General features: G+C 60.6%; 19 protein-coding genes. 8 read left to right on the top strand and 11 right to left on the bottom strand.

Going from position 1 to position 25946, the window contains the following annotated elements; translation table 11 throughout:
- Positions 1-14: 14 nt before the first annotated feature.
- The 3 genes from CWE01_RS23525 (at position 15) to CWE01_RS23515 (ending at position 3161) form a co-directional block, all read left to right on the top strand.
- Complete coding sequence (locus CWE01_RS23525; RefSeq protein ID WP_100942942.1) at positions 15-2399, top strand: RND family transporter; 2385 nt, start codon at positions 15-17, stop codon at positions 2397-2399.
- Between the two features lie 94 nt (positions 2400-2493).
- On the top strand, positions 2494-2769 hold the full coding sequence (locus CWE01_RS23520) for a DUF5629 family protein (protein WP_100942941.1): 276 nt from the start codon (positions 2494-2496) through the stop codon (positions 2767-2769).
- A 212-nt stretch (positions 2770-2981) separates the two neighbouring features.
- The gene (locus tag CWE01_RS23515) at positions 2982-3161 is read left to right on the top strand and encodes a hypothetical protein (RefSeq protein ID WP_100942940.1); all 180 of its coding nucleotides are present in this window, start codon (positions 2982-2984) and stop codon (positions 3159-3161) included.
- A gap of 176 nt (positions 3162-3337) precedes the next feature.
- Here CWE01_RS23515 and CWE01_RS23510 read toward each other — a convergent pair whose 3' ends face one another.
- The 11 genes from CWE01_RS23510 to CWE01_RS23460 form a co-directional block, all read right to left on the bottom strand.
- Positions 3338-3946: a glutathione S-transferase gene (locus CWE01_RS23510; RefSeq protein WP_100942939.1), complete on the bottom strand. Its 609-nt coding sequence runs from the start codon at positions 3944-3946 to the stop codon at positions 3338-3340.
- Complete coding sequence (locus CWE01_RS23505; RefSeq protein ID WP_100942938.1) at positions 3943-7584, bottom strand: AAA family ATPase; 3642 nt, start codon at positions 7582-7584, stop codon at positions 3943-3945. Before CWE01_RS23505 ends, CWE01_RS23510 begins: the two co-directional genes overlap by 4 nt.
- Positions 7581-8825, bottom strand: a complete 1245-nt coding sequence (locus CWE01_RS23500; RefSeq protein WP_100942937.1) for an exonuclease SbcCD subunit D C-terminal domain-containing protein — start codon at positions 8823-8825, stop codon at positions 7581-7583. The genes CWE01_RS23505 and CWE01_RS23500 overlap by 4 nt, the downstream gene beginning before the upstream one ends.
- A 20-nt stretch (positions 8826-8845) precedes the next feature.
- Positions 8846-10495 (bottom strand): BatD family protein, encoded by a 1650-nt coding sequence (locus tag CWE01_RS23495; RefSeq protein WP_100942936.1) that lies wholly within the window; start codon positions 10493-10495, stop codon positions 8846-8848.
- Complete coding sequence (locus CWE01_RS23490) at positions 10492-12252, bottom strand: VWA domain-containing protein (protein WP_100942935.1); 1761 nt, start codon at positions 12250-12252, stop codon at positions 10492-10494. The genes CWE01_RS23495 and CWE01_RS23490 overlap by 4 nt, the downstream gene beginning before the upstream one ends.
- Positions 12249-13325 carry a VWA domain-containing protein gene (locus CWE01_RS23485; RefSeq protein WP_100942934.1) on the bottom strand — a complete coding sequence of 359 codons (1077 nt, stop codon included), beginning with the start codon at positions 13323-13325 and terminating at the stop codon, positions 12249-12251. Before CWE01_RS23485 ends, CWE01_RS23490 begins: the two co-directional genes overlap by 4 nt.
- Entirely contained in the window at positions 13318-13812 is a 495-nt protein-coding gene (locus tag CWE01_RS23480) for a DUF4381 domain-containing protein (RefSeq protein ID WP_100942933.1), read from the bottom strand. The genes CWE01_RS23485 and CWE01_RS23480 overlap by 8 nt, the downstream gene beginning before the upstream one ends.
- Entirely contained in the window at positions 13809-14753 is a 945-nt protein-coding gene (locus tag CWE01_RS23475) for a DUF58 domain-containing protein (RefSeq protein ID WP_100942932.1), read from the bottom strand. Before CWE01_RS23475 ends, CWE01_RS23480 begins: the two co-directional genes overlap by 4 nt.
- Positions 14754-14761: 8 nt before the next feature.
- Positions 14762-15721 carry a MoxR family ATPase gene (locus CWE01_RS23470; protein ID WP_100942931.1) on the bottom strand — a complete coding sequence of 320 codons (960 nt, stop codon included), beginning with the start codon at positions 15719-15721 and terminating at the stop codon, positions 14762-14764.
- Between the two features lie 211 nt (positions 15722-15932).
- Positions 15933-16685, bottom strand: a complete 753-nt coding sequence (locus CWE01_RS23465; RefSeq protein WP_100942930.1) for a CDP-diacylglycerol diphosphatase — start codon at positions 16683-16685, stop codon at positions 15933-15935.
- A 102-nt stretch (positions 16686-16787) separates the two neighbouring features.
- Entirely contained in the window at positions 16788-17144 is a 357-nt protein-coding gene (locus tag CWE01_RS23460; RefSeq protein ID WP_100942929.1) for a hypothetical protein, read from the bottom strand.
- Positions 17145-17412: 268 nt separating this feature from the next.
- Here CWE01_RS23460 and CWE01_RS23455 point away from each other — a divergent pair, with 268 nt between their 5' ends.
- The 5 genes from CWE01_RS23455 (at position 17413) to CWE01_RS23430 (ending at position 25867) form a co-directional block, all read left to right on the top strand.
- Entirely contained in the window at positions 17413-18333 is a 921-nt protein-coding gene (locus CWE01_RS23455; protein WP_305884384.1) for a glycosyltransferase family 2 protein, read from the top strand.
- Positions 18334-18556: 223 nt separating this feature from the next.
- A complete protein-coding gene (locus CWE01_RS23445; RefSeq protein ID WP_100942926.1) occupies positions 18557-19861 on the top strand; it encodes an ABC transporter ATP-binding protein in 1305 nt (434 codons plus the stop codon).
- Between the two features lie 4 nt (positions 19862-19865).
- Complete coding sequence (locus CWE01_RS23440; protein ID WP_100942925.1) at positions 19866-20696, top strand: ABC transporter permease; 831 nt, start codon at positions 19866-19868, stop codon at positions 20694-20696.
- Positions 20686-22059, top strand: coding sequence for an ABC transporter ATP-binding protein (locus CWE01_RS23435; RefSeq protein ID WP_100942924.1), 1374 nt, complete (start codon positions 20686-20688; stop codon positions 22057-22059). Before CWE01_RS23440 ends, CWE01_RS23435 begins: the two co-directional genes overlap by 11 nt.
- Positions 22060-22072: 13 nt before the next feature.
- Entirely contained in the window at positions 22073-25867 is a 3795-nt protein-coding gene (locus CWE01_RS23430) for a rhamnan synthesis F family protein (protein ID WP_100942923.1), read from the top strand.
- Positions 25868-25946: the final 79 nt, after the last annotated feature.

The following is a 25946-nucleotide window of genomic DNA, read 5'->3' as shown; positions in this document are numbered from 1 at the left end:
AAAGGCGGGAATGTATGAGCAGTCAGCAAAGTCATCATCAAGACAAGGCGACGTTTCTCGAGCGCCTGATTTTCAACAACCGCCCGGCAGTGATCGTTATCTGCCTGCTGGTCAGCCTCTTCCTGTTCTGGCAGGCCACGCTGATCCGGCCGTCCACCAGCTTCGAGAAAATGATTCCGCTCAAGCATCCGTTCATTGAAAAGATGATGGAGCACCGCAACGACCTCGCCAACCTGGGCAACACCGTGCGGATTTCGGTGGAGGCCAAGGACGGCGATATCTTCACCAAGGAGTACATGGAGACCCTGCGTCAGGTCAACGACGAGGTGTTCTACATTCCCGGTGTCGATCGCTCGGGTCTCAAGTCCCTGTGGAGCCCCAGTGTGCGCTGGACCGAGGTGACGGAGGAGGGCTTTGCCGGTGGCGAAGTGATCCCGCAGAGCTACAACGGCTCGGCCGACAGCCTCGAAAAACTGCGCAACAACGTGCTCAAGTCCGGCCAGGTCGGGCGCCTGGTGGCCAACGACTTCAAGTCGAGCATCGTCGATATCCCGTTGCTGGAGTCCTACCCGGACCCGCAGGACCAGGGCAAGTTGCTGGCGCTGGACTACCAGAAATTCTCCCACCAGCTCGAAGAGAAGATCCGCGACAAGTTCGAAGCGCAGAACCCCAATGTGAAGGTGCATATCGTCGGCTTCGCCAAGAAGGTCGGTGACCTGATCGATGGCCTGGTCATGGTGGTGCTGTTCTTTGGCGTCGCCTTCGTCATCACCCTGGTGCTGCTGTACTGGTTCACCAGGTGCATCCGCAGCACCATTGCCGTACTGATCACTACCCTGGTGGCGGTGGTCTGGCAACTGGGGCTGATGCACGCGTTCGGCTTCGGCCTGGACCCGTACTCGATGCTGGTGCCGTTCCTGATCTTCGCCATCGGGATCTCCCATGGCGTGCAGAAGATCAACGGCATCGCCTTGCAGTCCAGCGACGCCGACAATGCCCTGACGGCGGCGCGCCGGACCTTCCGGCAACTGTTCCTGCCGGGGATGATCGCGATCCTCGCCGACGCCGTGGGTTTTATCACCCTGCTGATCATCGACATCGGCGTGATCCGCGAACTGGCCATTGGCGCCTCCATCGGCGTGGCGGTGATCGTGTTCACCAACCTGATCCTGCTGCCGGTGGCCATCTCCTATGTCGGCATCAGCAAGCGGGCGGTCGAGCGCAGCAAGAAGGACGCGACCCGCGAGCACCCGTTCTGGCGCCTGCTGGCAAACTTTGCCAGCCCCAGGGTCGCGCCGGTGTCCATCGTCCTGGCCTTGCTGGCCCTGGGCGGCGGCCTCTGGTACGGACAGAACCTGAAGATCGGCGACCTCGACCAGGGTGCGCCGGAGCTGCGTCCCGACTCGCGCTACAACAAGGACAACCGCTTTATCATCAACAACTACTCCACCAGCTCCGACGTGCTGGTGGTGATGGTCAAGACCCCGCCCGAAGGCTGTTCGCACTATGAGGCCATGGCGCCCATCGACGAACTGATGTGGAAGATGCAGAACACCGAGGGCGTGCAGTCGGCGATTTCCCTGGTGACCGTGTCCAAGCAGATGATCAAGGGCATGAACGAGGGCAACCTGAAATGGGAAACCCTGTCGCGCAACCCCGATGTGCTGAACAACTCCATCTCCCGGGCCGATGGCCTGTACAACAACAATTGTTCGCTGGCGCCGGTGCTGGTGTTCCTCAACGACCACAAGGCCGCGACCCTCGACCGTGCCGTGCATGCGGTGCAGGACTTTGCCAGGGAGAACAACAAGGACGGCCTGGAATTCCTCCTTGCCGCCGGTAACGCCGGGATCGAGGCGGCCACCAATGAAGTGATCAAGGAGTCGGAACTGACCATCCTGATCCTGGTGTATATCTGCGTGGCGACCATGTGCATGATCACCTTCCGTTCCTGGGCGGCAACCTTGTGCATCGTCCTGCCGCTGGTGCTGACCTCGGTGCTGGGTAACGCGCTGATGGCGTTCATGGGTATCGGCGTGAAGGTCGCGACCTTGCCGGTGGTGGCGCTGGGTGTGGGGATTGGCGTGGACTACGGGATTTACATCTACAGTCGCCTGGAAAGCTTCCTGCGTGCGGGGCTGCCGTTGCAGGAGGCCTATTACCAGACGCTGAAATCCACTGGCAAGGCGGTGCTGTTCACCGGTCTGTGCCTGGCGATCGGGGTCTGCACCTGGATCTTCTCGGCGATCAAGTTCCAGGCCGACATGGGCCTGATGCTGACCTTCATGCTGCTCTGGAACATGTTCGGCGCGCTGTGGCTGTTGCCGGCGCTGGCACGGTTCCTGATCAAGCCCGAGAAGCTGGCGGGGAAGGTGGGCGGGTCGTTGTTTTCCCATTGAGGGGGCGGATGGCCGGGTGATCGTGATAAACGATCACCCGCCCCCAGGGCAATATCGCCTATCATGAGCACTTCCCCAAACACGATAGAACACCATGACCGTTGCAACCGACACCCTGCTCAACGCCCTCGAAACCTGCAACATGCTTGAAGTCGACGGCCTCCACGCCTTCGATTTCACCCTCGACGACAGCCGCCTGCTGATCGAATGCATGGATGGCCGGGCCGAAAAGCGCTGGAGTTTCACCCGCGCCCAACTCGAAGCAGCAATCTTCGACGAAGCCCTGCAAAGCTGGACCCTGAGCGACGACTCCAGCGAGCACCGCCTGGTCTGCATGAGCGCCTTCACCGGGCGTGACGAAGAAGAGTAAGGCGTTTGCTGCATCGGTTCACCTCGTCGTTCGAGGTGCGCGCGCTGCGACAATAGACCGCAGACCCTGATGAATCAGGCACTTGCGCTTCTATTAATGACGCTGATATCCGCTACTGCTGCAATGAATTTCAACGATGTCCACCCTCGGATGTACTTTTGACTCACGGCCTGAAAGGGCAAGCAAGCCAACTGACATCGAGGGTTACCATCATGAACTTCAATCTTTTCTCCATCATCGCCGCTTCCGCTGTTTCCGCCACCGTGGCCCTGCCTGCCAGCGCCAGCGTGGAAATCAACAGCCCTAAAAGCCACACCCAGAGCTACACCCAGAAATACCTGCAACAGAGCGCCAACTTCTACGCCGCCCTGGATCACAAAACCCAGCACTGAGCACTCAAGCCTGGACACATACCTTGTGGGAGTTGGACCGCCGCGAAGAGGCCCTTGAGGCCACCAAAAGCTTCGCTGGCAAGCACCGCTCCCACACCACTCCCACAAGGTATGTGTCCAGGTTCAAGTCAGGTTATGCGTTTCAGATTGGATGCTTTCAAGTGAGCAAGCTCACATCAGGGCTTGGCCATGACCGAGTTGAACAGTTCCGAAGTCAGGAACCGCTCCAGCCAGGCCTTTAGACGTTTGTACGGCGCTTGCGCAAACCACACCTGATCCACATGGGCAAATTGACGCACGAAAGGTGCGACTGCAATGTCCGCCAGGCTCAGGTGTTCGGCCAACAGATGGCCGTTACGCGCAAGCAGACCGTCCAGTTTCAAGAGAAATTGCCCGCCCTGTTCCCGATAGTGCTCCATGGGAAACTCCGGGTAGCGTACCGCGTACTTGTAGCGGTCCAGCCACCGTTTGAAAACCGTGTCGTTCTCCTCGATCAGCAGCGCAGCGGCCTGTGCCGCCCCAGGATCTCGGCTGAGCAGCCAATCCTGCGGATCATGCTGGGCCAGCGCCCAATGCATGATCTCCAGGCTCTGTTCGATCACCTGCCCATCGGCACACGCCAGCACCGGCACCGTGCCCTTGCTCGACAACGCCAGCATCTGCGCCGGCTTGTCCTTGAGGCTGACCTCCTCGATCTTCACCGCCACCCCCGAATACCGTAGCGCCATGCGTGCGCGCATGGCGTAAGGGCAGCGGCGGAACGAATACAGCGTGGCCGGCGTCATTTCACCTCCAGGGTGCTCAGCCCGTTGCCTTGGCGGCGGACCTGAATCTGCACCGGTATCCGCTCATGCATTTCCTGTACGTGGGAAATCACCGCGACCTTGCGACCCTGGGCCTGCAAACCGTCCAGCGCATCCATCGCCAGTTGCAGGGATTCCGGGTCGAGACTGCCGAAGCCTTCGTCGATAAACAGCGATTCGATCTTCAGCGTGCTCGAGGCCATCGATGCCAGGCCCAGTGCCAGGGCCAGCGAGACCAGGAAGGTCTCGCCGCCGGACAACGAATGCACCGAGCGCAGCTCGTCGCCCATCTCCGTGTCCATCACCAGCAACCCGAGCATGCTGCCGCCGCGCTTGAGGCGATAACGCCGCACCAGCTGGCGCAATTGCGCGTTGGCGTGGTGCACCAGCAGGTCGAGGTTGTAGGCCTGGGCCAGTTTGCGGAAGCGGTCGCCGGTGGCCGAGCCGATCAGTGCATCCAGGCGCGCCCAGCGCTGATACTCGCTGTTGGCCTCGGCGATCCGCTGTTGCAGTTCCTGGTTGGCGTCCTGGCGGCGCTGGTCTTCGGTCTGTTGCGCGCGCAGCTCCGCACAGTGGTGTTCACTGGCAATCAGCTGGGTTTGCAGATCGCCCAGGGCGGCATCCAGTGTCGGCGCGTCGAGGTTGCCATTGTGCTGGGCCTGATGCTGCTGAAGGTGTTTCTCCCGCTCCTGCACCAATACCCTGGCCTGCTCGACGGCTTTTTCGCTGACCTGTAATTGCTGGCGCAACTGGCTGACATGTTCATCGTCGCAGGCCAGCAGTTGCTCAAGTCCGGCGTCGTCCAGCTCCGGGTGCAGACCTCGCCAGTGCGCGACCTGCTGCGCCAGTTCCAGGCTTTCCTGTTCCAGGGCCTGTTGGCGTTCCTGGCGGGCCTTGAGGTCGGCGCCAAGCTGGATCAGTTGGCTGCCGAGCGCCTGCAACTGCTGGTTGGCCGAAGCATCGGCTTGCCGCGCATGCTCCACCGCCTGGTCCATCTGCTGTTGCCAGGCTTCGACGCTGGCGTGTTCGCCGATCAGGCCGACCAGCTTGAGCTGGCTGGCCTGCTGCTGTTCAAGGAGGGTGGCGCAACGTTGTCTCAGCTCTGCGTATTGCTGTTCGCGGGTCTGCTGGCGGACCTGCTCCAGTTCGATTTTTTCCTGGCGCTCGCGCTGTTCCTGTTGCTCTTCGCGCTGCTGTTCCAACTGGCCGAGGCGCTGCGCCACTTGTTGGTCGAGCTGCATGAAGGTCGCCGCCGGATCATTGCGCAGGCCTTGCAGGGTCTCGTCCGGCAACAGGCTGGCGAAGGCGCCCAGTTCCTGTTCCAGTCGTTCCTGATCGGTGCCCATCTGGCGTTGCTGATCGAGCAACTGCTGGTGCGCGGCCTGGCTGGCGTCGGTGGCCGCGTGCAGTTGTTGCTGGAGCCGCGCGGCATCCTGTTGCAGGGTGAGCAGGGCGGTTTGCCGTTGCTCGTCCTGGCCGATGTTCTGCTGCAACTGGTGCAACTGCTGGTTGAGCCAGGCCTCGCGGCGAGCGTCATCCTGTTCCAGTAGCGCGCTGTGCAGCGGATGGGCTTGCAGGCTCGGCGCCAGTTCCTCGTGCTGCCGGGCCAACTGTTCCTGCTGGTTGAGCAGTTCTTTCTGCTGGGCAATCAGCCCGCCGACCTTTTCCCGAAGCTGGTTGAGCTTTTCCGTCAGCGTGTCGACCGCCTGCCGTGCCGCGGCTTCTTCGTTCTCATCGTGACGACCGAGGCTTTGCAACAGCGCCTCGGGTTGATGGTAGGGATGTTCATGGCTGCCACACACCGGGCAGGGCTGGTCGTCCTGCAACTGCCCGCGCAGCTCTTCGACGCTGGCGCTGCGGGCCAGGCGCTGACGCTCGAGCAACTGCCGGGTAATCGTCAGGGCCTGTTCGGCGACCTTGAGTTCATCCCGTGCCTGCAGGCCTTCGCGGTTGAGTTCGTCACGTTGCTGCTGGGCGCTCTGTTGCCGCTCCTGCAACTGCTGTGCGCGTTGGTCCAGCTCGCGCTGGCGATTCCACAGCCGTTGCAGTTCTTCGAAGGCACGCAGTTGCTTGCGATTGTCCTGCAGCAGGCTGCCGAGAATCTGGATCTGTTCGCCGACGGCGGCTGGCTCTGCCCCGGCCTCGCTGTACAGCACTTCAAGGGCGCCATGCTGCTCCGCAAGCTGTTGGTCGGTGTGAACCACCCGTGCCTGCAACTGCACCAGCTCGCGTTGGCCCTGGTTCAGTCGATTGCCGATCAGCATCAGTTGCTGCAAGCGATCGCGATAGGCATTCCAGGCCTCGCTCAACGGGGCGAGGGCGGCGCTGTGCTGCAACTGTCCGGCGATCTGCTCCAGGCGCGTGGCGACCTGCTGCTGTTGCTCCAGCAGTGAGGCGAGCTGCGCGCGACCTTCGGTGCTGGCCTGTCCGGCGACCTGTTTCTGCCGTTCGGCATCGCCCAGGTCCTTGCCCAGGTGGGTCAGCGTGGTCTGTTCATCAAAGGCCTGGCGCAGTCGCGGGGCGCTTTCGCTTTGTCGGGCCAGGGCCTCGGTCAACTGGGCGTGGGCATTCGAGCGGCTCTGTTCAAGCTGCTGCTGACGGGCCTGCAAGTCGGCTTGCTGGTCAATATGCTGCTGGATCTGTACGGCCAGTGGCGCAAGCTGTTCGTTCAACTGGAGCTGACGGGCGAACTGATGCCGCTGCGGCGCCAGTTGTTCCAGGCGGGCGAGTTGCTGACGCTCGGCGCCACGGGCCTGCCAATCCTGTTCGGCCCCGTGCAGTTGCTCGACGGCGGCCTGGTGTTGCTCCTGCCATTGCAGCAACTCCTTGAGCCAGGTGTGCTGTAGCTCAAGCTGCTTGAGTTGGGCTTGCTGGGTCTTGAGTTGCTGTTGGGCCTCGCTGAACTGTCCATCCAGTTCGGCGCGTGCTTCTGGTGCCATGGGCGCGACGCCACCGGCCTGGTCCAGCAACAGCTTGTGGGCTTCGCGGGCCTGCTTGGACTTGTCGAAGGCGCGCCGGCCAAGGCGGGTGTAGAGCGCGGTGTCGGTGAGCTTTTCCAGCAGTTCGCTGCGCTCGTTGTCGTCGGCCTTGAGGAAGGCGCTGAACTCGCTCTGGGCCAGCAACACGGCGCGGGTGAACTGTTCGAAGTTCAGGCCCAGGCGGCTTTCGAGCAGGGTCTTGTATTCGCCTTTCTGGCTGGCCAGCAGTTGATCGCTGTCGAGGTCACGCAGGCTCTGGCGGCTGGCCTGCAACTTGCCGCCGGCCTTGTCCCGGGCGCGGTTGGCTTCCCAGCGGGCGCGGTAGCGGCGGCCGTCGATACCGACAAAATCCACTTCGGCATAACCGGCACCGGTACCGCGGCGCAGCAGGGTGCGCGGGTCGCCGGTGCCGATCTCGCCGTCGGCGTCCGGCACCTTGGCATCGCGCGAGGCGTTGTTCAGTCGGGGGACGGCGCCGAACAAGGCCAGGCACAAGGCATCGAGCAGGGTGCTTTTACCGGCGCCGGTGGGGCCGGTAATGGCAAACAGGCCGGCACTGGCCAGGGGCTCGGCGGTGAAATCCAGCTCGAAGGGGCCGGCCAGGGAGGCCAGGTTTTTCAGGCGGATGGCGAGGATCTTCATAGCTGTTCGCCCTCCAGCTGGACTTCCTGCAACAGCAGGGCGAAATCGTTGAGGGTCGCTTCATCCACCGGATTGCCATAGCTGTCCTGCCAGGCACGACTGAACAGTTCCTGCGGGCTGAGCTGGTCGAGATTGATCAGTCGCTCGTTATCCGTTTCGCCTTCACCCCCGTTTGAGCCGGCGTACTCGGCGGCGATCCGCACCAGGCGTACGGCCTTGCCTTGCAGGGCGGTTTCCACTTGCTGGCGCAGGTCCGGCTGCGGTTCATCCAGGCGTACCCGCACCTCCAGCCAGGGTTGGCGTTGCAGATCGGCCAGCAGGTCGACATCCGGCAGTTGCGCCAGCTGTTCGAGGATCTCGGCAAATGGCGCCGGGCCCAGGCGTTGCAGGTTCACGGCACGGGGGATCAGGCGGCTGTCGACGCTGACCAGGGTTTCGCCCTCGAGGACGATATCGAGGATCTGGTGCTGATAGGCGATTTCCGAGAACGACAGTGGAATCGGCGAGCCGCAGTAGCGGATACGTTCTTCGCCGTTGACCTTCTGCGGTTTGTGCAGATGGCCGAGGGCGACATAGCTGACACTGGCGTCGAACAGGCTCGCGGGCAGGGCTTCGGCACTGCCGATGATCAGGCTGCGTTCCGAATCTTCGGAGACCGAGCCGCCGGCCATATGCGCGTGGCTGATGGCGACCAGGGCCTGGCCCGGCTGGCGCTTGGCGTTGGCTGCGGCGATCAGTCGGCGATGCACCTCGCCGATACCCTTCAGGTAGTCGTCACCGAGCTGCGTGCCAGTGACTTCGGCAGGACGCAGAAAGGGCAGCGCCAGGCACCAGGCGGCGACTTCGCCATCCTTGGCGGGCAACGGCAGCAGCAGTCGATCGCTGTCCAGCTCGCCATCGTCGAGCCACAGCACCCGGCCCACGGCGTAGGTGCGCAGACGGCGCATCAGCGGCGCGGGCAGTTCGATACGGGAACCGGAGTCGTGGTTGCCGGCAATCATCACGATGGTCAGCAGCGGCTGTTGTTCGTGGGCGCTGACGATAAAGTCGTAGAGGCGTTCCTGGGCTTTGACCGGCGGGTTGACGGTGTCGAAGATATCGCCGGCGATCAGCAGCACATCGGGCTGCTGTTGCCCGAGTTGGGCCAGCAGCCAGGTGAGGAAACAAGCGTGTTCGAAATCCCGCTCCTGGCCATGAAGGTTCTGGCCGAGGTGCCAGTCGGAGGTGTGAAACAGGCGCAAGGCAAACTCCAACTTATCGATTATTTGGGGTAGAGCGGCGGCAGGCTGCTGTCGCTTACCGGGTCCTGGACGCGCTCGGCGACCGGGATCGCGCGGATCGCGCGCCACAGTTCCTCACCTTGCCAGTACTGGCCGCTTTCGCTGTAGAGCGCGCCATTGAGGCCGTCCAGCGCATCGGACAGGGTGACAAAACGCGCGGCCATGTCGGCCAGGGTTTCCGGCTGTTGCCGGGCCCAGGCATCCAGGGCCTGGCGGGTGGCCTGGGGATCGTTGGCCAGGCAGGTACGTTTGAGGTCGTCGAGCAGCGTCCGTGGGCTCGGGCCGGTCTGGGCGGCGCGGTGCACCGCCGGTTGCGAGCGGGCTCGCCACCACAGGGCGAAGCCGAGCAGGGTGGTGCAGGCGAGGATCAGCGTGCTGAGCTTCCAGGCCCATAGCAGCGGCGGCTGGGGCGGCGCGTTGTTGGCCGCGCTGCTCACCGGCGTGTCCACCGCCATGCCCGGGTTGTTCGCCACCTGCAGGGTCCGCGCCGGCAGCGTGCTGCGCTCCATATGCTCTTCATGGGTGTTCCACCAGACCACTTCCACCGCTGGCAGGTCAAAGCTGCCGCTGTGGGTCGGGACCAGCGCCTCACGTTCCTCACGGGTGCCGATCAGGCCGCGTTCGGTGTTCTGGTTGCTCAGCTGCGCCTGGTCCGGGTAGCGCCGCAAGCCATTGATCGTGGTTGCCGGCAGCGGCGGCAGTTGCCCGCTGGAGAGCCCTTCGGCCTTGAGGGTCAGGCTGCGGGTCAGGGAGTCGCCGACCTGGCTGTGGTCCGGTTCCGGGCTCCAGCTTTCACTCAGGCTCAGGCTGCGGGCCGGCAGCCACGGCACGTCGGCCGGCCAGGTATCGGGCTGCGGCTTGACCTGCAAGAGCATCTGCGCGGAGCTGACGCGCATCAACTTGCCGGGCTTGGCGCCCTGGGGCACCTGGCCCTGGTTTTGATTCGGCTGGGCGTCCACCAGGGTCGCGGTAAACACCTGCGCGGGGATCGTCAGTTCGCCGCTGTGTTGCGGGTAGATCGCATAACGCCACTCGATCACGCCATGGCGCACGCCATTGATCAGCTTTTCGTAAGTGCGCGACTCACCCAACTGCTCGATACGGGCGTCGGGGATTTGCAAGGGGGTCAGGCTGCTGTCGTCATACAGCGACACCGAGTGATAGATGCGCAGGGTCAGCACGGCCTGGGCCTGGACGTAGACGCTGTCCTGGTCGAGGCTGGCGTCGATGAACACCGGCGCCAGGTTGTTGACCGCCGCCTGGTCCTCGCCTTGCACCACCTGCAGGGTGATCGGTTCGCTGCTGAGTTCGCCCAGGTGCAATTGCGGAATCACCACGCTGCCGTTTTCCTTTGGCGTCAGGGTGACGATCCAGCGCGTGGTGGCCTGGCTCTCGCCGCCCAGGGTGGTCAACTGGTTGACCTGGCGGGTGCCGCGCACTTCGAACTGCGGGTCCAGCGGCGCCAGGTCGGGTTTGCCGAACTGGGTGACATCCTTCGATTCGAGGGTCAGCTCCACCGACTCGCCGGAGTTCAGGCGCGTGCGGTCGACGCTGGCCAGCAAGCCCTCGGCATGGGCCGACAGGTTGGCGCAGAGCAGCAGCGTAAGGAACAGGGAGAAGCGCAGGGTCATCGGGTCTTGTCCTGATGGAGCTGTTGTTCGTACCAGAATTTGCGCCGCAGCAGCTCTCCCGGATCATCGGGGATCTGTCGCAGCCATTGTTCCAACGCCTGATGGCGTTCACCGTCGATGATATCGGCGGCGGCCCGCAAGGGCGGGTGGGTGGTCTGTTCGTCGCCCAGCTCGCTGCCCGGTACCTCGTTGCCGCCGGGCTGATTGCCCGCCTGGCTGGCCTGGGCGTCCGGCGGCTGATTGCCGGTCGGTGGGTGCTGCTCCTGGGGTGTGGACTGCGCCGTGGCGTTGCTGGACGAGTTCGTCCCGGCCGGGGCCGATTGCGCGGCGTTCTGTTCGTTGCCGGTCTCGGCGGAATCGGCGGGTTTGCTCGGCTCAACCGGCTTCGCGGCCTGCTTTTCCCTGAGCAACTCTTCCACCAGTGTCCGGTTCTGCAAGGCCGGCCGCAAGTCCGGCTGACGTTCCAGGGCCTGTTCGTAGGCGTCCAGCGCTGCCTCCAGCTCGCCACTGCGGGCCAGGGCGTTGCCCCGATTGTAGTGGGCGTTGGCATCGTCGCCTTCGGCAAACTTCTTCGCGGCGGCGGCGTAGTCGCCGGCTTCATAGAGGGCGAGGCCTTGCCATTGCGGGTCCTCGAAATGCCCGGCGGCTTCGAGCGGGCGCTTTTGCTCAAGCAACTGCTGGCCCTGTTGGTCCGGCCGCAACCACAGATCCTTCAGCTCAAAGGCCTGGCTCGGCTGTGGGAATACAAAGAACAGCGGCAGGCAGAACAGCCAGCCACGCCGTCCGGCACAAGCGGCCAGCAGCAGGAGCGGCAGCAGCAGCCAGTAACCCTGGTCGGCCCAGCTGTCGAGCTGCACGGTCTGGCCGTCCTTGCGCAGGTGGCGCGGGCCATCCAGCAGGCCGAGGCCTCGCAGGTCGCTGTCATCGAGACGGGCCTGGCGGTAGCGGCCGCCGATTTCGCCGGCGAAGTCCTTCAGGCTCTGGCTGTCGAGATGCGGCACCAGGATCGTGCCCTGGGCGTCCTTGAGGAAACCGCCGTTCTCCTGGGCCACCGGCGCCCCATCGCGGGTGCCGATCCCGAGGATCAGCAGGTCGTGGGGCTTGCCGTCCAGGGCCTGGCGGATACCTTGGCGCTCCTGTTCGCTGAGGGACGAGCCGATCAGCAGCAGCCGGCCTTCGCCGAGGGCGCCGCGTTCGAGCAGGGTCAGGGCCCTTTTCACCGCGAGGTCGGCGCGATGGCCTTCCTCGGGCATGATCGAGGGCTTGATGGCGTCCAGCAGATTGCGGCTGGTGCCCAGGTCATCGGACAGCGGCACCAGCGTGTGGGCGCTGCCGGCGTAGACGATGATCGCCGTCTGCGAGTCGCTGCGGGCGCGCAACAGGTCGAAGAGTTTGCGCCGGGCCTGTTCCAGGCGATTCGGCGGCGTGTCGGTGGCGAGCATGTCCGGGGTCAGTTCGAGCAGCACCACCAGCGGGTCCAACGGTTTCTGGGTGGACTCTTCGACCCGTTGCCAGCTCGGGCCGAACAGGGCCAGGGCGGCCAGGGTCCAGCCCAGGCCGAGGGCGATCAGGTGCAGTTTGCTGCTGTTGCGGCTGCCGCCATTGAGCAGGACCCGATGGAATGCCGTCGGCAGGATCATCTGCCAGCGGCCGGCGCGTTTCTGCCGGTGCCAGAGTTGCCACAGCAGCCAGCCCAGCAGTGGCAGGACCAACAGCCAGAGGGGGCGGAACCAGTGCGGCCAGAGGACTTCGATCATCGACGCCTCCGCAAACGCAGGCGTTCCAGGCGCTGGCGCCATTCCGGGCGCTGCGGCAGGAACTGTCGGCGTGCCAGCCAGCGTTGCAACAGATTGTCCGGCCAGCGTTCGCGGATCACCAGCAACACGCTGACCAACAGGGCCAGGCTCAGGGGCCAGTGATACAGCGCCCGGGCGGGGCGGGCCTGGGTCGGCTGCTGGGCGACAGGTTCAAGCTGGTCGAGGGTTTCCTTGATGGTTTTCAGCTCCTGGCCGTCGCGGGCACGAAAATAGCGCCCGCCGGTGATGCTGGAGATCTCCTTCAGCGCCGGTTCGTCGAGGTCCATGCTCGGGTTCAGGCCGAGCATGCTCAGGGTCCCGGTTTGTTGCGGATCGGCACCCATGCCGATGGTGTAGATCTTCACGCTTTCTTCGGCGGCCAGGTGCGCGGCGGTGATCGGATCGATTTCGCCAGCGTTGTTGGCGCCGTCGGTGACCAGGATCAGCACCCGGCTTTGCGCCGGCCGCTGGCGCAGGCGCTTGATGGCCAGGCCAATGGCGTCGCCGATGGCGGTGTTCTTGCCGGCGATGCCGATTTTCGCTTCGTCCAGCCAGATGCGCACGGTGCGTCGATCGAAGGTCAGCGGTGCCTGCACATAGGCCTTGCTGCCGAACAGGATCAGGCCCACGCGATCACCTTCGCGGTGTTCGAGAAAATCGCCGAGCAGGTGCTGGACGAGGCCCAGGCGACTGATGTCTTCGTCCTCCCAGCGCATGTCGGGGTATTCCATGGAGCCGGACAGGTCCACCGCCACCAGCAGGTCGCGACCGCTGGCAGCCACCGGCAAGGGTTCGCCCAGCCATTGCGGCCGTGCGGCGGCGGATAACAGCAGCAGCCAGAGCAGGACGTAGGGCAATTGCTGGCGCCAGCTCGGCAGGCTGACCCGGGCGCGGCGTCGGGCCAGGCTTTCCAGGTCGGCGAGAAAACTGATCTTCAGCGATGCTTCGCCGCTGTCGGCCACGGGCAGCAGGATGCGCATCAGCCAGGGCAGCGGCAACAGGGCAAAGAGCCAGGGCCAGGCGAACTCAAACATGTTTGCGGATCCAGGTGTCGATCGCCTGGCTCAACCCGGCGATGGCCTTGTCGTCGAGCTTGCATTCGGGCTTGTAGGCGCCTTCCACCAGCACCATCCAGCGGGTCAGGCCGGCGGCCGGACAGCGGTTGTCGAGGAACGCCAGCCATTTGCGGCCATTGAGGGTGTGGCTCTGGCTGTAGGGGTAATGGTTGCGGCACAGGCGCTTGAGCAAACCGTTGAGTTGTTGCAACCAGGCCCCGGCCGGTGCGCCGTCATAGGGTTTGGGCAACTGCGCGAGCTCCGCCAGGGCGGCCAGGCGTACCGGGTCCAGCGGCTGCTCGGCGCGGGCGACGGGGCGCTTGGCCGGGAGGAAACGGCGCAGGTACCAGAGCCCGACGCCCAGCAGCGGAATCAGTGCCAGCAGCAGCCACCAGCCCGGTGCCGGCGGCCAGAAACCCTGGATCGGCGGGGTGATCAGCGGTTGCAGTTGCTCCAGGCTGCTCATGGCTGTTTCCCCGGTCGCTGCGGGTTCAGGTATTCGCGCAACTGCTCGACCATTTCGCTCTGGGTGCTCAAGGGCATCAGCAGCACCCGCAGTTTCTGCGCCAGCAGCTCCCAGCGGGCAATCCGTGCTTCGCCCTGGGCGCGATAGGCCTGGCGCAGTTCCAGGTTGAGGGTATCGAGTTCCAGTTGCGCGCCGCGTTCGGCAAAGCGCAACAGGCCGGCGGCGGGGAGGGCGTGGTCGAGGGGATCGGAGACCGGCAGCATCAGCAGGTCGCAATGGCGCGAGAGCAGGTTGAGCTGTTGTTCGGCGGCGTCGGTCAGGGCTCGCTCGTCACAGATCACGATCACCAGGCTGCCGGGGCGCAGTACTTTGCGCGCGCGGATCAGCGCCAGGCCCAGGGCATTGGGATCGGCGGCGGTTTCGGTATGCAGCGAGTGGTTGACCCGCACCAGGCGGTTGAGCAGTTGCAACAGGCTTTGCTTGCTGCGCCGGGGCTTGATTTCGTAGTGCTCGTTGTCGCCGTAGACCAGCCCGCCGACCCGGTCGTTGTGGCCCAGGGCGGCCCATCCGATCAGGCTGGCGGCCTGGGCGGCGAGCACCGACTTGAAGGTCAGGCCCGAGCCGAAGAACAACTGGCGGCTCTGTTCCACCAGAATGAAGATCGGCCGTTCGCGCTCTTCGTGAAACAGCTTGGTATGGGGTTCCTGGGTCCGGGCGGTGACGCGCCAGTCGATGGTGCGCACATCGTCGCCGGCCTGGTAGACCCGCACCTGGTCGAAGTCGACCCCACGCCCACGCAACTTCGAGTGGTGCAACCCGATCAGCGGGCTGCGCTGGCTCGGCGTCGAGAACAGTTGCACTTCGCGCACGCGATGGCGCATCTCGATCAGTTCGGCGAGGGTGGTGCGGATGCCGGGTTCGGCGGGCAGGGGCGCGATCATGGTCCGGGTCAGGCGACGGCGACGACATCGAGGATGCGCTGCACCACCCGATCCTGGTCGATCCCGGCGGCTTCGGCCTCGAACGACAGGATGATGCGATGGCGCAGCACGTCGAACAGCACCGCCTGGATATCCTCGGGGCTGACGAAGTCGCGACCGGCCAGCCAGGCATGGGCCCGCGCGCAGCGATCCAGGGCGATGGAGCCGCGAGGGCTGGCGCCGTAGGCGATCCACTCGGCCATTTCCGGGTCGAACTTGGCCGGCGTACGGGTCGCCATCACCAGTTGCACCAGGTACTCCTCCACCGCATCGGCCATGTACAAACCGAGGATTTCCTTGCGCGCGGCGAAGATCGCCTGCTGGCTGACCCGGCGCTCGGGCTTGGTTTCGCCGTTCAGGGCTTCGCCCCGGGCCTGTTGCAGGATGCGCCGTTCGACCGCGGCATCGGGGAAACCGATCTTGACGTGCATCAGGAAACGGTCGAGCTGGGCTTCGGGCAGCGGGTAGGTGCCTTCCTGCTCGATCGGGTTCTGGGTCGCCATCACCAGGAACAGCGGCGACAGGTCGTAGGTGCTGCGCCCGACGCTGACCTGGCGCTCGGCCATGGCTTCGAGCAGGGCCGACTGGACCTTGGCCGGCGCGCGGTTGATTTCATCCGCCAGCACCAGGTTGTGGAAGATCGGGCCTTGCTGGAACACGAAGCTGCCGGTTTCCGGGCGATAGATCTCGGTGCCGGTGATGTCGGCGGGCAGCAGGTCGGGGGTGAACTGGATGCGATGGAACTGCGCTTCGATGCCTTCGGCCAACTCCTTGATGGCCTTGGTCTTGGCCAGGCCCGGGGCGCCTTCGACCAGCATGTGACCGTCGGCCAGCAGGGCGATCAACAGGCGCTCGACGAGTTTTTCCTGGCCGAGGATCTGCGCTGAGAGAAAGGTTCGCAGCGCAAGCAGCGCTTCACGATGTTCCATCGATGAGTGTTCCTGGAGAGGGTCGCCGACGGCATTCGAATGAATGTCACGGCTGGGGGCGTTACTTTAATGCATCGGGGGCGGTGGCGACTAACGGCTATGGGGATTTTTATGGATTTTGAGGAAAAGTCTTACCTTGTTGGGAATCATCTCCTGCAAGTAGCCCCACCCGGGCGATTTTCCACTGGGCGGGGCGAGGTCGCGCTACGGGTTATTGGGCCAGTGCACAGCCATAGTCCTGGATCTCACCGGCGGAGCCGCGGCTGAAATCCCTCAGGCTCAAACGGTTGGCCAGCAACAGCAAGTCACCGCCGGGTGCCACCACCAGGGCCAGGCCGTAGTGGGACAGGCTGTCGCCCTGTTGGCGGGCGTACTCACCCAGCACCCTGAACGGGTTTTCCTGTTTCAGGTCCTGGCTGTCCAGGCGTTTCGCCAGGTACTCATGGCCGTTCAGCCTGACCGCCAGTGGCTGCCACGCCTGGGTCACCCGTGGGGCTTGTTCGACCAGTTGCTGGTAGACCTCGGGGCGCAGGCAGGCCAGATGGATATGCAACTGGCCCTGGGAGCGACCGTATGGCGAGTTGATCGCTAGGGAAAGGAACTCATCCTTGATCGGTTTGCCGGCTTCGGCGGACAGGCGCCCACGTTGCTGCCAGGCACTGGCGAAAAAGGCGTAGGCATTGTCCTCAAGTAGCAGCGGACTCTCGATGCCGGTGACCCGGTCCGTTGGAATGGTCAGGTCATGCAACGGCCCCTGGCGATCCTTGAGCAAGGCAACGTGCTGTTGCAGATCCACCCTCAGGCATGGCGCGGGGTTCTGGGCGTCCTGCTGATGGGGTACGCATTGCTGGCTGACAATCTGCCAAAGCGCATTGCCTTTACCGAGCCCCCAGATCAGCCAGGACCCCGCTGCCAGTACTGCGACCACCAACACCAGCGCAAAAACCTTCAGCCACTTGCTCATGCCACTTTCCCGATCAGAAGTAAAAAACCGCCACACTCTAAACCACAGCTTCGTACTTTTTTGTGTCGGTTCTGATCGCAGATGTTTCAGGACAATCCGCTGTCAGCCCAGCTCGCTGACATAGGTGCCGGTGCCGGCGAGAATATTTTTCAGGGTTTGTTCGACTTCGGCCAGGTCGGCCGCGGCGGTCTGGTGCTGGATCTCGAGATGATCGTCACCATTGAGGGCGTCGGCATCGGCGGCGGCGATTTCGATCAGCAGGCGCGTGGCGCTCAGGGTGACCTTGATCCCGTCCAGGGTCGACGGTTCGCCATCGAGGGTGATCTCCAGCTCGTCCTCGTCGGGGTAGCGGGTCATCAGGAACATTTCGCCCTTGTCGCTATGGCAGCAGAGCATCGCCATGTTGTCTTCTTCATCGTCGCAGGGGTTGGCGATAAGGTGGGCGGTGCTGAGCTGCATGGGGGCGTCCTGTCTGGGTGGGGGGAGCGCTATTTTGCCTGTATCCAGGATATTTTTCAGGGCTGAATGACTGGAATGCTCAAGGGTTATAAGCAGCCTCCCGATGCGGTTTAACTATTTTCATCGTCAGGAGCACTCGTACAGACCTGTCATTTCTGACAGTAGACGCTAGCGACGGAAGTCTTGATACTCACCCTCAAGCCGAGTTCCAGCGTTTGTCGTCCGGTTGAAGATTTTTCATAAAAATCTTTTTGCGGAGGACGAGGCCTTGAAAGTCTCAATCTTGATGTGTACCTATAACGGTCAGCGTTTTCTGGCCGAACAGATCAATTCCTTTGAGCGTCAAAGCCATTTCAATTGGAGCCTGGCAATATCCGACGACGGCTCTACGGATAAAACCCTGGAAGTCGTCCGCAGTTGTGCCAGTGATTGGCCGCGAGAGCGCCTGAAAATATTTTCCGGGCCGAAGAAGGGCTTTGCGGCCAACTTTCTCTCGTTGACCTGTCGTGCTGAAGTTCAGGCGGACTTTTACGCCTGGTCCGATCAGGACGATATCTGGAACGAAGACAAACTCGAAACGGCGTTGATGTGGCTGCAAAGTGTGCCTGAGCAGGTCCCGGCACTTTATTGTGGTCGCACCCAATTGATCAGTGAGTTGGGCATCGCCGCCGGCCAGTCGCCAAAGTTTTCCCAACCACCGAAGTTTGCCAATGCCTTGGTACAGTGTATCGGCGGTGGCAATACGATGGTGTTCAATCATGCCGCCCGGGAGCTTCTGCGCGAAGCGGGCCCGCATATCGCCATTGTTTCCCATGACTGGTGGGCTTACCAACTGGTGTCTGGGGCCAAGGGCGGCGTGGTCTTTTACGATCCCCATGCCAAGACCCTCTATCGTCAGCACAAGAGCAATCTGGTGGGCAGCAATGCCGGTTGGTATGCGCGTCTTTATCGGCTGTGGATGGTGCTCCATGGGCGATTTAATGAGTGGAACAGAAAAAATATCCGAGCGCTGGAAGTGATGAGCCACCGCTTGGACCAGCAGAGTGTTGAAACCCTTTCAAACTTTAAAGCGGCTCGCGATCAACCACTGTTTCCTCGGCTCGCCGGTATTCGCCGTTCCGGCGTCTATCGACAGACAATCGGCGGCAATCTGGGGCTGCTGTTTGCCGCCTTGATTAGAAGGATTTGAACGCTTTTTGCGATTGGCTGTTTGTTTGGTTCGGCTGAGAAGTCGTCGTTTTTTTTGTTTTTCAGAGGCATTGACCGCATGGATGAATTCACCAGCAGGTCGAAGGAGATGTCGAGGGGCGTGTGGCATCACCGAGGCGTCTCTCTAATGTTGTTGCTGGCCAGTCAATGGGAGGCGGGGCTCGGGTGGGATTTTTTCCAGAGCGGCCGTGGGGGGATTACCCATGTCCTCTGATATTGCTATCTCCGCTGAGGGGCTCAGCAAGTGTTATCCAATTTACAACAAAGCCAGTGATCGGCTCTTTCAAGTGCTGTCGCCGAGGCGAAAGAGTCATTATCGGGAGCTCTGGGCGCTGAAGGATGTCTCGTTCGAGATAAAAAGGGGCGAAGCCATTGGTCTCATTGGTCAAAAGGGTTCTGGCAAGTCGACCCTGCTGCAACTGATTTACGGAACCTTGAGCCCCACTTCCGGAACTCTCCGCGTTCAGGGACGTGTTGCGGCGTTTTTGGAGTTGGGAGCAGGTTTCAATGCCGAGTTAACCGGGCGTGAAAACGTCTATATGGCGGCATCGCTGTATGGACTGAGCCTTGAGGAAATCAATCTGCGCTTTTCCGCGATCGCGGCCTTTGCGGATATCGGCGGATTCATGGAGCAACCGCTCATGGCCTACTCGAGCGAAATGTACATCCGCCTGGCTTTTGCGGTTATCGCCCACGTAGACGCCGATATCCTGGTGATCGATGAAGCCCTTTCCATGGGCGATGCCTGTTTTCTCCAGAAATGCATGCGGTTTCTTCGCAAGTTCAAGGAGGAGCATTCGCTGATTGTGGTCAGCCACGACACGACGGCGATTATCGATCTGTGTGATCGGGTGATCTGGCTGGACCAAGGGGAAGAAAAGCAGATGGGACCAGCCAAGGTGGTCTGCGAGTCGTACCAGAATCATTTGTTTCGTTCTATGAATGACGAGTTGGCAGAGTCAGTGGTTGTTCATGGCGATGGGCATGAAAGCATGACCAAGTGCCACTGCCATGATGGCCTGGCGCGGCGAGATCCGCGCGCTGACAGGGTCAATTCGAATGACCTGGAGGTTTTTCGGTTCGACCCGCAGGCGCCTGGCGTCGATGCATTTGGTGGGGATGATGCGCGCATTCTCGACGTCAGGCTCAACGACTCTTCGGGGGCTGGATTGACATGGGTGCTGGGGGGGGAGCGTGTCACGCTCAACATCGAGGCGCAGACCTTTGTTTTGCTGGAAGGCCCCATTATCGAGTTTTTTCTCAAGGATCGCTTGGGGCAGACGCTGTTTGGCGACAACACCTATATCAGGCAGATCGGAAAGGATCTTAGCGCCCAGGCAGGCTCGCTGTTATCGGCGGAGTTCGAGTTCTTCATGCCTTGGCTGGCCAAGGGCGACTATGTGATTCAGGTCGTGATCGCCGACGGCGAGCAACATGACCACAGGCCACTGCACTGGTGTCACGAGGCCCTGTTGATCAGGGCGCATCATGATCCTGCGTCGAGGTAGATGAATGAACCCGCATTCGCGAGCGCCCATCTCCCCTTGGGCATTGATCAAAAACCTGTGGCTGCAAAGAAGCCTGGTTTTACAAATGACCCGCCGGGAAGTGACGGGGCGTTACAAGGGGTCAGTGATGGGACTCTTGTGGTCGTTCCTCAACCCGCTCTTCATGCTGGCGGTTTATACGTTCGTCTTTTCGGTCATTTTCAAGGCGCGCTGGACCAACTCGCCACAGGAAAGCAAAGGTGACTTCGCCATCCTGCTCTTTGCCGGCATGATCGTTCACGGGCTATTCGCTGAAGTACTGAATAAAGCCCCCGGCTTGATCCTGGGCAACGTCAACTACGTCAAGAAAGTAGTCTTCCCCCTGGAGATACTGCCGGTCATTTCCATGTGTGCCGCTCTCTTTCACAGTGGTGTCAGCCTCCTCGTGCTGATCTGTGTAATCGTGCTGATGGATGGCACCTTGCATCCGACCCTTTTGTTCCTTCCCCTGATTGTCCTGCCATTCATCATTTTTACCCAAGGACTGGCCTGGATCCTCGCTTCGCTGGGGGTCTACTTGCGCGACGTGGGGCAGACCATCGGCATCATCACCACGATCATGCTGTTCTTGTCTCCGGTCTTTTTTCCGGTGAGCTCTCTGCCCGAAAACATGCGCCCGTTGATGATGGCCAACCCGCTGACTTTCATCATTGAACAAGTTCGTGCCGTGTTGATCTGGGGGAATACACCTGACTGGAGCGGATTGGTTCTGTATTCAATCATGGCTCTGCTCACTGCATGGGCAGGTTACGCGTGGTTCCAAGGCACTAGAAAAGGCTTCGCCGATGTCCTATGAATCCCTACGCCAAGATGAGCCAGCCATCGTTGTAGATGCTGTCGCCAAATGCTTCCACATCTATGATCGGCCGCTGGACCGCTTGAAACAGTCGATCATGTCGCGCATCGGGCGCATGTTCGGCGCCCAGGCAAAATCTTATGGCCGAGAGTTCTGGGCACTGACAGATGTCTCGTTCACCCTGGAAAAGGGTGAAACACTTGGCATCATCGGGCGTAACGGTTCAGGTAAGTCAACGTTACTGCAACTGATCTGCGGCACCCTCAGCCCCAGCCACGGACAAGTGCAGACATTCGGCAAAGTGGCTGCTCTGCTGGAACTGGGTGCCGGTTTCAACCCCGAGTTCACGGGCCGGGAGAACGTCTACCTCAGTGCGGCCTTCTATGGCTTGAATCGAACAGAGATCGACGCCAGGTTTGACAACATCGTCAAATTCTCGGAGATCAAGGATTTCATCGACCAGCCGGTCAAGACCTATTCCAGCGGCATGTTCGTCCGGCTGGCGTTTGCCACTATCGCTCATGTGGATGCTGACATACTGATCATCGACGAAGCACTGGCGGTCGGCGATGCGGTCTTTACCCAGAAATGCATGCGTTTCCTGCGTCACTTCAAAAAAGACAAGACGCTTTTGTTTGTCAGCCATGACAGCAACTCGGTGATCGCCCTCTGCGATAAGGCCCTTTGGCTTTCAGAGGGGAAGATGAAGGAGTTGGGCGAGGCCAAGAAGACCTGCGAAAACTACCTGACGCATATCTTGGGGACTGGCAACAAAGAGCTGAAGGCGCAAACCGACGAGGCCGGAGAAGCCGCCCTGGCCGCGGGAAAAATCAGAGAAGTCTGGGCCAACGAGAAGCACTACGAGTCCAATGGCGCAGGTGCTCTGTTTCAGCTCAACATCAGCGACTCCGCACAGATGGGGCCATACGGCGCCGAAATCAGACACGTGCGCATTAAAGCTGAAGACGGCAGCGAAGTCAGGACCTTGAAAGGTGGAGAAATCATTACGCTCTCCATCCACGCCCTGGCTCACAGCACGTTGCAAAGCCCCATTATCGGATTTTTTGTAAAAGATCGGCTCGGTCAATTTCTGTTTGGCAGCAACACCTTGAATATCAAAGACAGCCTCTCGCGGCGCGTTGAGGCCGGGCAGGCGCTCACCGCCAACTTTACCTTCGCCATGCCCTGGCTCGCTCAAGGCGACTACTCCGTTCAGGTCGCGCTTGCCGATGGCGACCAACGAGATCACACGCAACATCATTGGATTCATGATGCCGTGATTTTTCATTCCAGCAACGATCCGTCCGCGTCCGGGCTGATCGGTATTCCCATGCTGAAAATCCAGTTGAATATTAATAGTTGAGGCTGGTATTCACATGCATCCTTCAGCACTGAATTATGGTCGCCTGTTCTTTGAAACCTATCGTGCCAACTTGCCTGTCCGCGCAAAAGTCGTAGACATCGGTTCCCAGAACGTAAATGGCTCCATCCGCGACGTCTGCCCCGATGGCTATGAATACATCGGCGTGGACTTCGTGGCTGGCAACGGCGTCGATATCATTCTCGATGACCCGTGCTTACTGCCTTTTGAAAACGAGAGCATTGACGTCGTGGTGTGCAGTTCGTGCTTTGAACACTCGGAAATGTTCTGGCTGGTCTTTAACGAAATTCTGAGAGTCCTCAAGCCTGTCGGCCTGCTCTACGTGAATGCCCCCAGCAATGGTTACATACACCGCTACCCGGTCGACTGCTGGCGCTTTTACCCGGATGCCGGGCATGCACTGGTTACCTGGGCCAAACGCAATGGCTACAACCCGGTGCTGCTGGAGTCCTTTGTCGGCCCCAAATCATCTGAAGCCGCGGAGGGCGCCTGGAACGACTTCATCTCGATCTTCGCCAAGGACCAAGCGCTGGAGCAGCAGTTCAAGCGCAAGATCATCGACTCGCTGGAACACTTCGACAACGGTCAAATACCCGGCTCCAATGAGCTGATCAACTTCAATGCGGCCCCTGAAGATTTCAGGCTGATTGAACAGTTACGCCTTGACCGCAACACGCTGGCCGCACAAAAACTGGACCTGGAAGTACAAGTCGAAGACGCCAGCCAGCAGATTGTCAGACTCGAGTCCCTCAACAAGAGTAGCGCCGAAGAAGTCAACAGTATCCGTAAGGAATTGCAAAGCCTGCGCCTGCAGCTTATGCAGGCCGTCGAACATAACAATGAGAGGTCCGCTCAACTCGAGACGACCATCCGTAGTATTCACCAATCTACCAGCTGGAAGGTGACGGCTCCCCTACGGCTCGCCTCTCGTGCCATTCGGGGCGAACATCCACTGGTCGCGGGAGGGCTGCGCGCACGCGCGCTCAGTAAAGTGAAATCCCTCTACTGGACGATTCCACCTAAATACCGCACAAAAATCTTGCATTGGGGCTACCGGAATCTCGATATCGTTTTCCGTGGCAGTGCCCACTATGAACAGTGGAAGCATGGCAGCCAACACCATGCCAGTATTGCCCACAATAGCGACAACACCTTGATCATGATGGACACTGTATCGCCCATCGGTCAATTTGAAGGGCGTATCGCTATTCATCTGCATATGTATTATCACGACCTGGCTGTGGAATTCGCCGGTTACCTGAGCAACATGCCGTTCGTCTACGACCTTTATGTGTCGGTTAAAGACAGTGAAGGCGAGAAGGTTTGTCGCACCCTGTTTACCAACCTGGAGCACTGTAACGCGATCACCGTCGAAATCGTTCAAAACCGCGGCCGAGACATCGCACCGATGTTTTGCGCTTTTGGCGAGTCGCTGAAAACATACGATTATGTCGCACACTTGCACAGCAAAAAGTCCCTGTACAACGCCGGTGCTACCGAAGGCTGGCGGCAATATCTGCTCAGCAACCTGTTGGGCAGTCCGACCACCATTCGAAAAATTTTCAATCTGCTGTGGAATGGTCGAGGAATTGTCTATCCACAGAACTACAAGCGCTTGCCTTATCAAGCGAACACCTGGCTTGCAAACAAGGCAATGGGCGCTGCCTGGTGCGCTCGACTCGGCATAACACCGGTCCCACGAGGCTATTTCGACTTTCCTGCGGGCTCGATGTTCTGGGCCAGGGGCGATGCCTTGCAGCCGCTATTTGGTGCCCACATCACCCTCGGTGATTTTGCCGAGGAAACCGGCCAGACAGACGGAACATTTGCGCATTGTTTAGAACGACTACTGGTCTTGTCCGTAAAAAAACAAGGCCTGCAACCGGCTATTATCAAAGATTTGGAAAGCCCTGCGTGGTCACCCTGGAGACTGGACCAATACACCAATCGCTCTTTTGCAAGCATGGTGGAGCAATTCTCCAATCCGAATATAAAATACATTGCATTTGATATTTTCGATACGTTGGTGGTTCGACCATTAATTGATACGGAATCGATAAAGGCCATCGTCTCGGCTAATCTCTCCACGCCGCTGGCGCAGCTGTACTCCAGCTACAGGAGTATTGCCGAAGCCGAGGCACGGCAACAGAAAGGGAAAGATGTTGGCCTGGAAGAAATATACGCCAGGTTCCAACAGCTGACACGCTTACCCGCAGAAGATGTCAGCAATATCCGCACAGTTGAAGAGCGCACCGAGTATGAATCGCTTTCGGCACGTAGCGGCGGGGTGGAGCTCTTCAACAAGGCCAGAGCGACGGGCAAGCCGGTCATCCTGATGTCCGATATGTTCCTGCCAAAATCACTGATTGTGAAGGCGCTCAGGACTCATGGCATTGATGGCTGGTCGGAGTTCTTTCTCTCTAACGAGGTGGGCCTGCGTAAAGACAGTGGCCAACTTTATGATCACCTGCTGAAGACATACGATCTTCGGCCAAATGAATTGCTGATGGTCGGAGACAATGAACGCTCCGACTTTCAAATCCCTTGTGACAAAGGCATTGTTGGCCTGCACGTACTGCGTGCGACTGAACTCGCCAGGAGTCTGCCAAGATTGCACACGTTTGTCGAAACCTATGAGTTTGCTCACGACCTGAATGCAGAGCTGACACTGGGGCTCCTGTTTTCGAAAAATTTCTCGGCCGTCTCCTACCCCAACATCAACCCCAGCTCCTTGTTTGATGCCACGCCTTACAACCTGGGTTACAGCCTGGTCGGTCCGATGCTGACCAGCATGGCCCAATGGTTGGTCGATACCGCGGCCAATGATGATGTCGAGCGGCTGTACTTCCTGGCGCGCGAAGGCCAGTTGATGAAGTCGGTGTATGACGTCTGGGCGAAAGATCTTACCGATGTCCCTGTCGCGGACTACCTGGTGGTATCTCGACGCACCTGCAGCGTACCGCTGCTAAAGCAGATTGAAGACATTCATCGGATTGCGAAGAGTGACTACCACCTGAACACCGCCGCCAACTTCCTGATTGAGCGCTTCGGGCTGGAACTGAGCGACGCGGAATGGGAAGAGGTGTTTAAAGATACCGGCATCGGGAGAACGACGTTTATCGAGGTCCACCACGGGCACCTTGATGCCGTACAGCCCCTATTGCTTAAGATTGCGGACGATATCCTGACGCAAGCCGCCACCGAACATCAGGCACTGGCGCTTTACCTGAAGTCCATGAACCTGATGAGCGATCAGAAATCGGCGGTGGTAGACATCGGTTACGGTGGCACCATCCAGGGCTACCTGTGCCAGCTCACCGGCAAGAAAATCGACGGTTACTACCTGGTGACCGATGTTCGCTCGGTTGACGTTGCAAAAGCCAATGATGTGACGATCCGCGGCTGCCTGCTGGAAAACGTGGCACGCAATCAGACCGCACCCATGCTGTACCTGCGCAGCTTTGAACTGGAAAAATTGTTGAGTTCGAGCAATGCGCAAATCATGAAGTACACATCCGCCGATGGTATTACCGTCCAGGCCCACCGCCGTGAGCTGTCAGAGCAGGAAATAAGCTGTGTCGCCTTCCGCGAAGATCTGCAAAAGGGCGTCATTCAATTCGCGGAGGATGCAGCCCATATCAGGAAGACCCTGCTGAAAAGCTACGCACCACCGGTTGAAATCAGCAAGGCACTCGTCAACGAGTTTTTCTCCAGGCACTCGAGCGATGAGTCGGAGTTATTGGCTCAAGTGGTATTGGATGATCACTACTGCGGTCGTGGGGTTGTGTAAAAAAGGGCGGTCATGCTCAGGTGATCGCTCTTTTTTCATTGGATCGCCAGCCCTCGGTGCTTGAGGCTGTAGACCAAGG

Origin of the sequence: Pseudomonas sp. QS1027, assembly GCF_002814235.1 — a bacterium.
In the GTDB taxonomy this organism is placed as follows: Bacteria; Pseudomonadota; Gammaproteobacteria; order Pseudomonadales; family Pseudomonadaceae; genus Aquipseudomonas.
Note: the sequence above shows the minus strand (reverse complement) of the source record. Positions and strands in the feature narration are given on the sequence as shown.

What these genes read in the sequence shown, in the direction of transcription:
- CWE01_RS23440 (WP_100942925.1), top strand. Translation starts at nt 19,866, where the DNA reads ATGAACCCGCATTCGCGAGCGCCCATCTCCCCTTGGGCATTGATCAAA.
- CWE01_RS23470 (WP_100942931.1), bottom strand. Translation starts at nt 15,721, where the DNA reads ATGGAACATCGTGAAGCGCTGCTTGCGCTGCGAACCTTTCTCTCAGCG.
- CWE01_RS23465 (WP_100942930.1), bottom strand. Translation starts at nt 16,685, where the DNA reads ATGAGCAAGTGGCTGAAGGTTTTTGCGCTGGTGTTGGTGGTCGCAGTA.
- CWE01_RS23525 (WP_100942942.1), top strand. Translation starts at nt 15, where the DNA reads ATGAGCAGTCAGCAAAGTCATCATCAAGACAAGGCGACGTTTCTCGAG.
- CWE01_RS23435 (WP_100942924.1), top strand. Translation starts at nt 20,686, where the DNA reads ATGTCCTATGAATCCCTACGCCAAGATGAGCCAGCCATCGTTGTAGAT.
- CWE01_RS23430 (WP_100942923.1), top strand. Translation starts at nt 22,073, where the DNA reads ATGCATCCTTCAGCACTGAATTATGGTCGCCTGTTCTTTGAAACCTAT.
- CWE01_RS23460 (WP_100942929.1), bottom strand. Translation starts at nt 17,144, where the DNA reads ATGCAGCTCAGCACCGCCCACCTTATCGCCAACCCCTGCGACGATGAA.
- CWE01_RS23480 (WP_100942933.1), bottom strand. Translation starts at nt 13,812, where the DNA reads ATGAGCAGCCTGGAGCAACTGCAACCGCTGATCACCCCGCCGATCCAG.
- CWE01_RS23475 (WP_100942932.1), bottom strand. Translation starts at nt 14,753, where the DNA reads ATGATCGCGCCCCTGCCCGCCGAACCCGGCATCCGCACCACCCTCGCC.
- CWE01_RS23510 (WP_100942939.1), bottom strand. Translation starts at nt 3,946, where the DNA reads ATGACGCCGGCCACGCTGTATTCGTTCCGCCGCTGCCCTTACGCCATG.
- CWE01_RS23505 (WP_100942938.1), bottom strand. Translation starts at nt 7,584, where the DNA reads ATGAAGATCCTCGCCATCCGCCTGAAAAACCTGGCCTCCCTGGCCGGC.
- CWE01_RS23490 (WP_100942935.1), bottom strand. Translation starts at nt 12,252, where the DNA reads ATGATCGAAGTCCTCTGGCCGCACTGGTTCCGCCCCCTCTGGCTGTTG.
- CWE01_RS23520 (WP_100942941.1), top strand. Translation starts at nt 2,494, where the DNA reads ATGACCGTTGCAACCGACACCCTGCTCAACGCCCTCGAAACCTGCAAC.
- CWE01_RS23495 (WP_100942936.1), bottom strand. Translation starts at nt 10,495, where the DNA reads ATGACCCTGCGCTTCTCCCTGTTCCTTACGCTGCTGCTCTGCGCCAAC.
- CWE01_RS23515 (WP_100942940.1), top strand. Translation starts at nt 2,982, where the DNA reads ATGAACTTCAATCTTTTCTCCATCATCGCCGCTTCCGCTGTTTCCGCC.
- CWE01_RS23485 (WP_100942934.1), bottom strand. Translation starts at nt 13,325, where the DNA reads ATGTTTGAGTTCGCCTGGCCCTGGCTCTTTGCCCTGTTGCCGCTGCCC.
- CWE01_RS23445 (WP_100942926.1), top strand. Translation starts at nt 18,557, where the DNA reads ATGTCCTCTGATATTGCTATCTCCGCTGAGGGGCTCAGCAAGTGTTAT.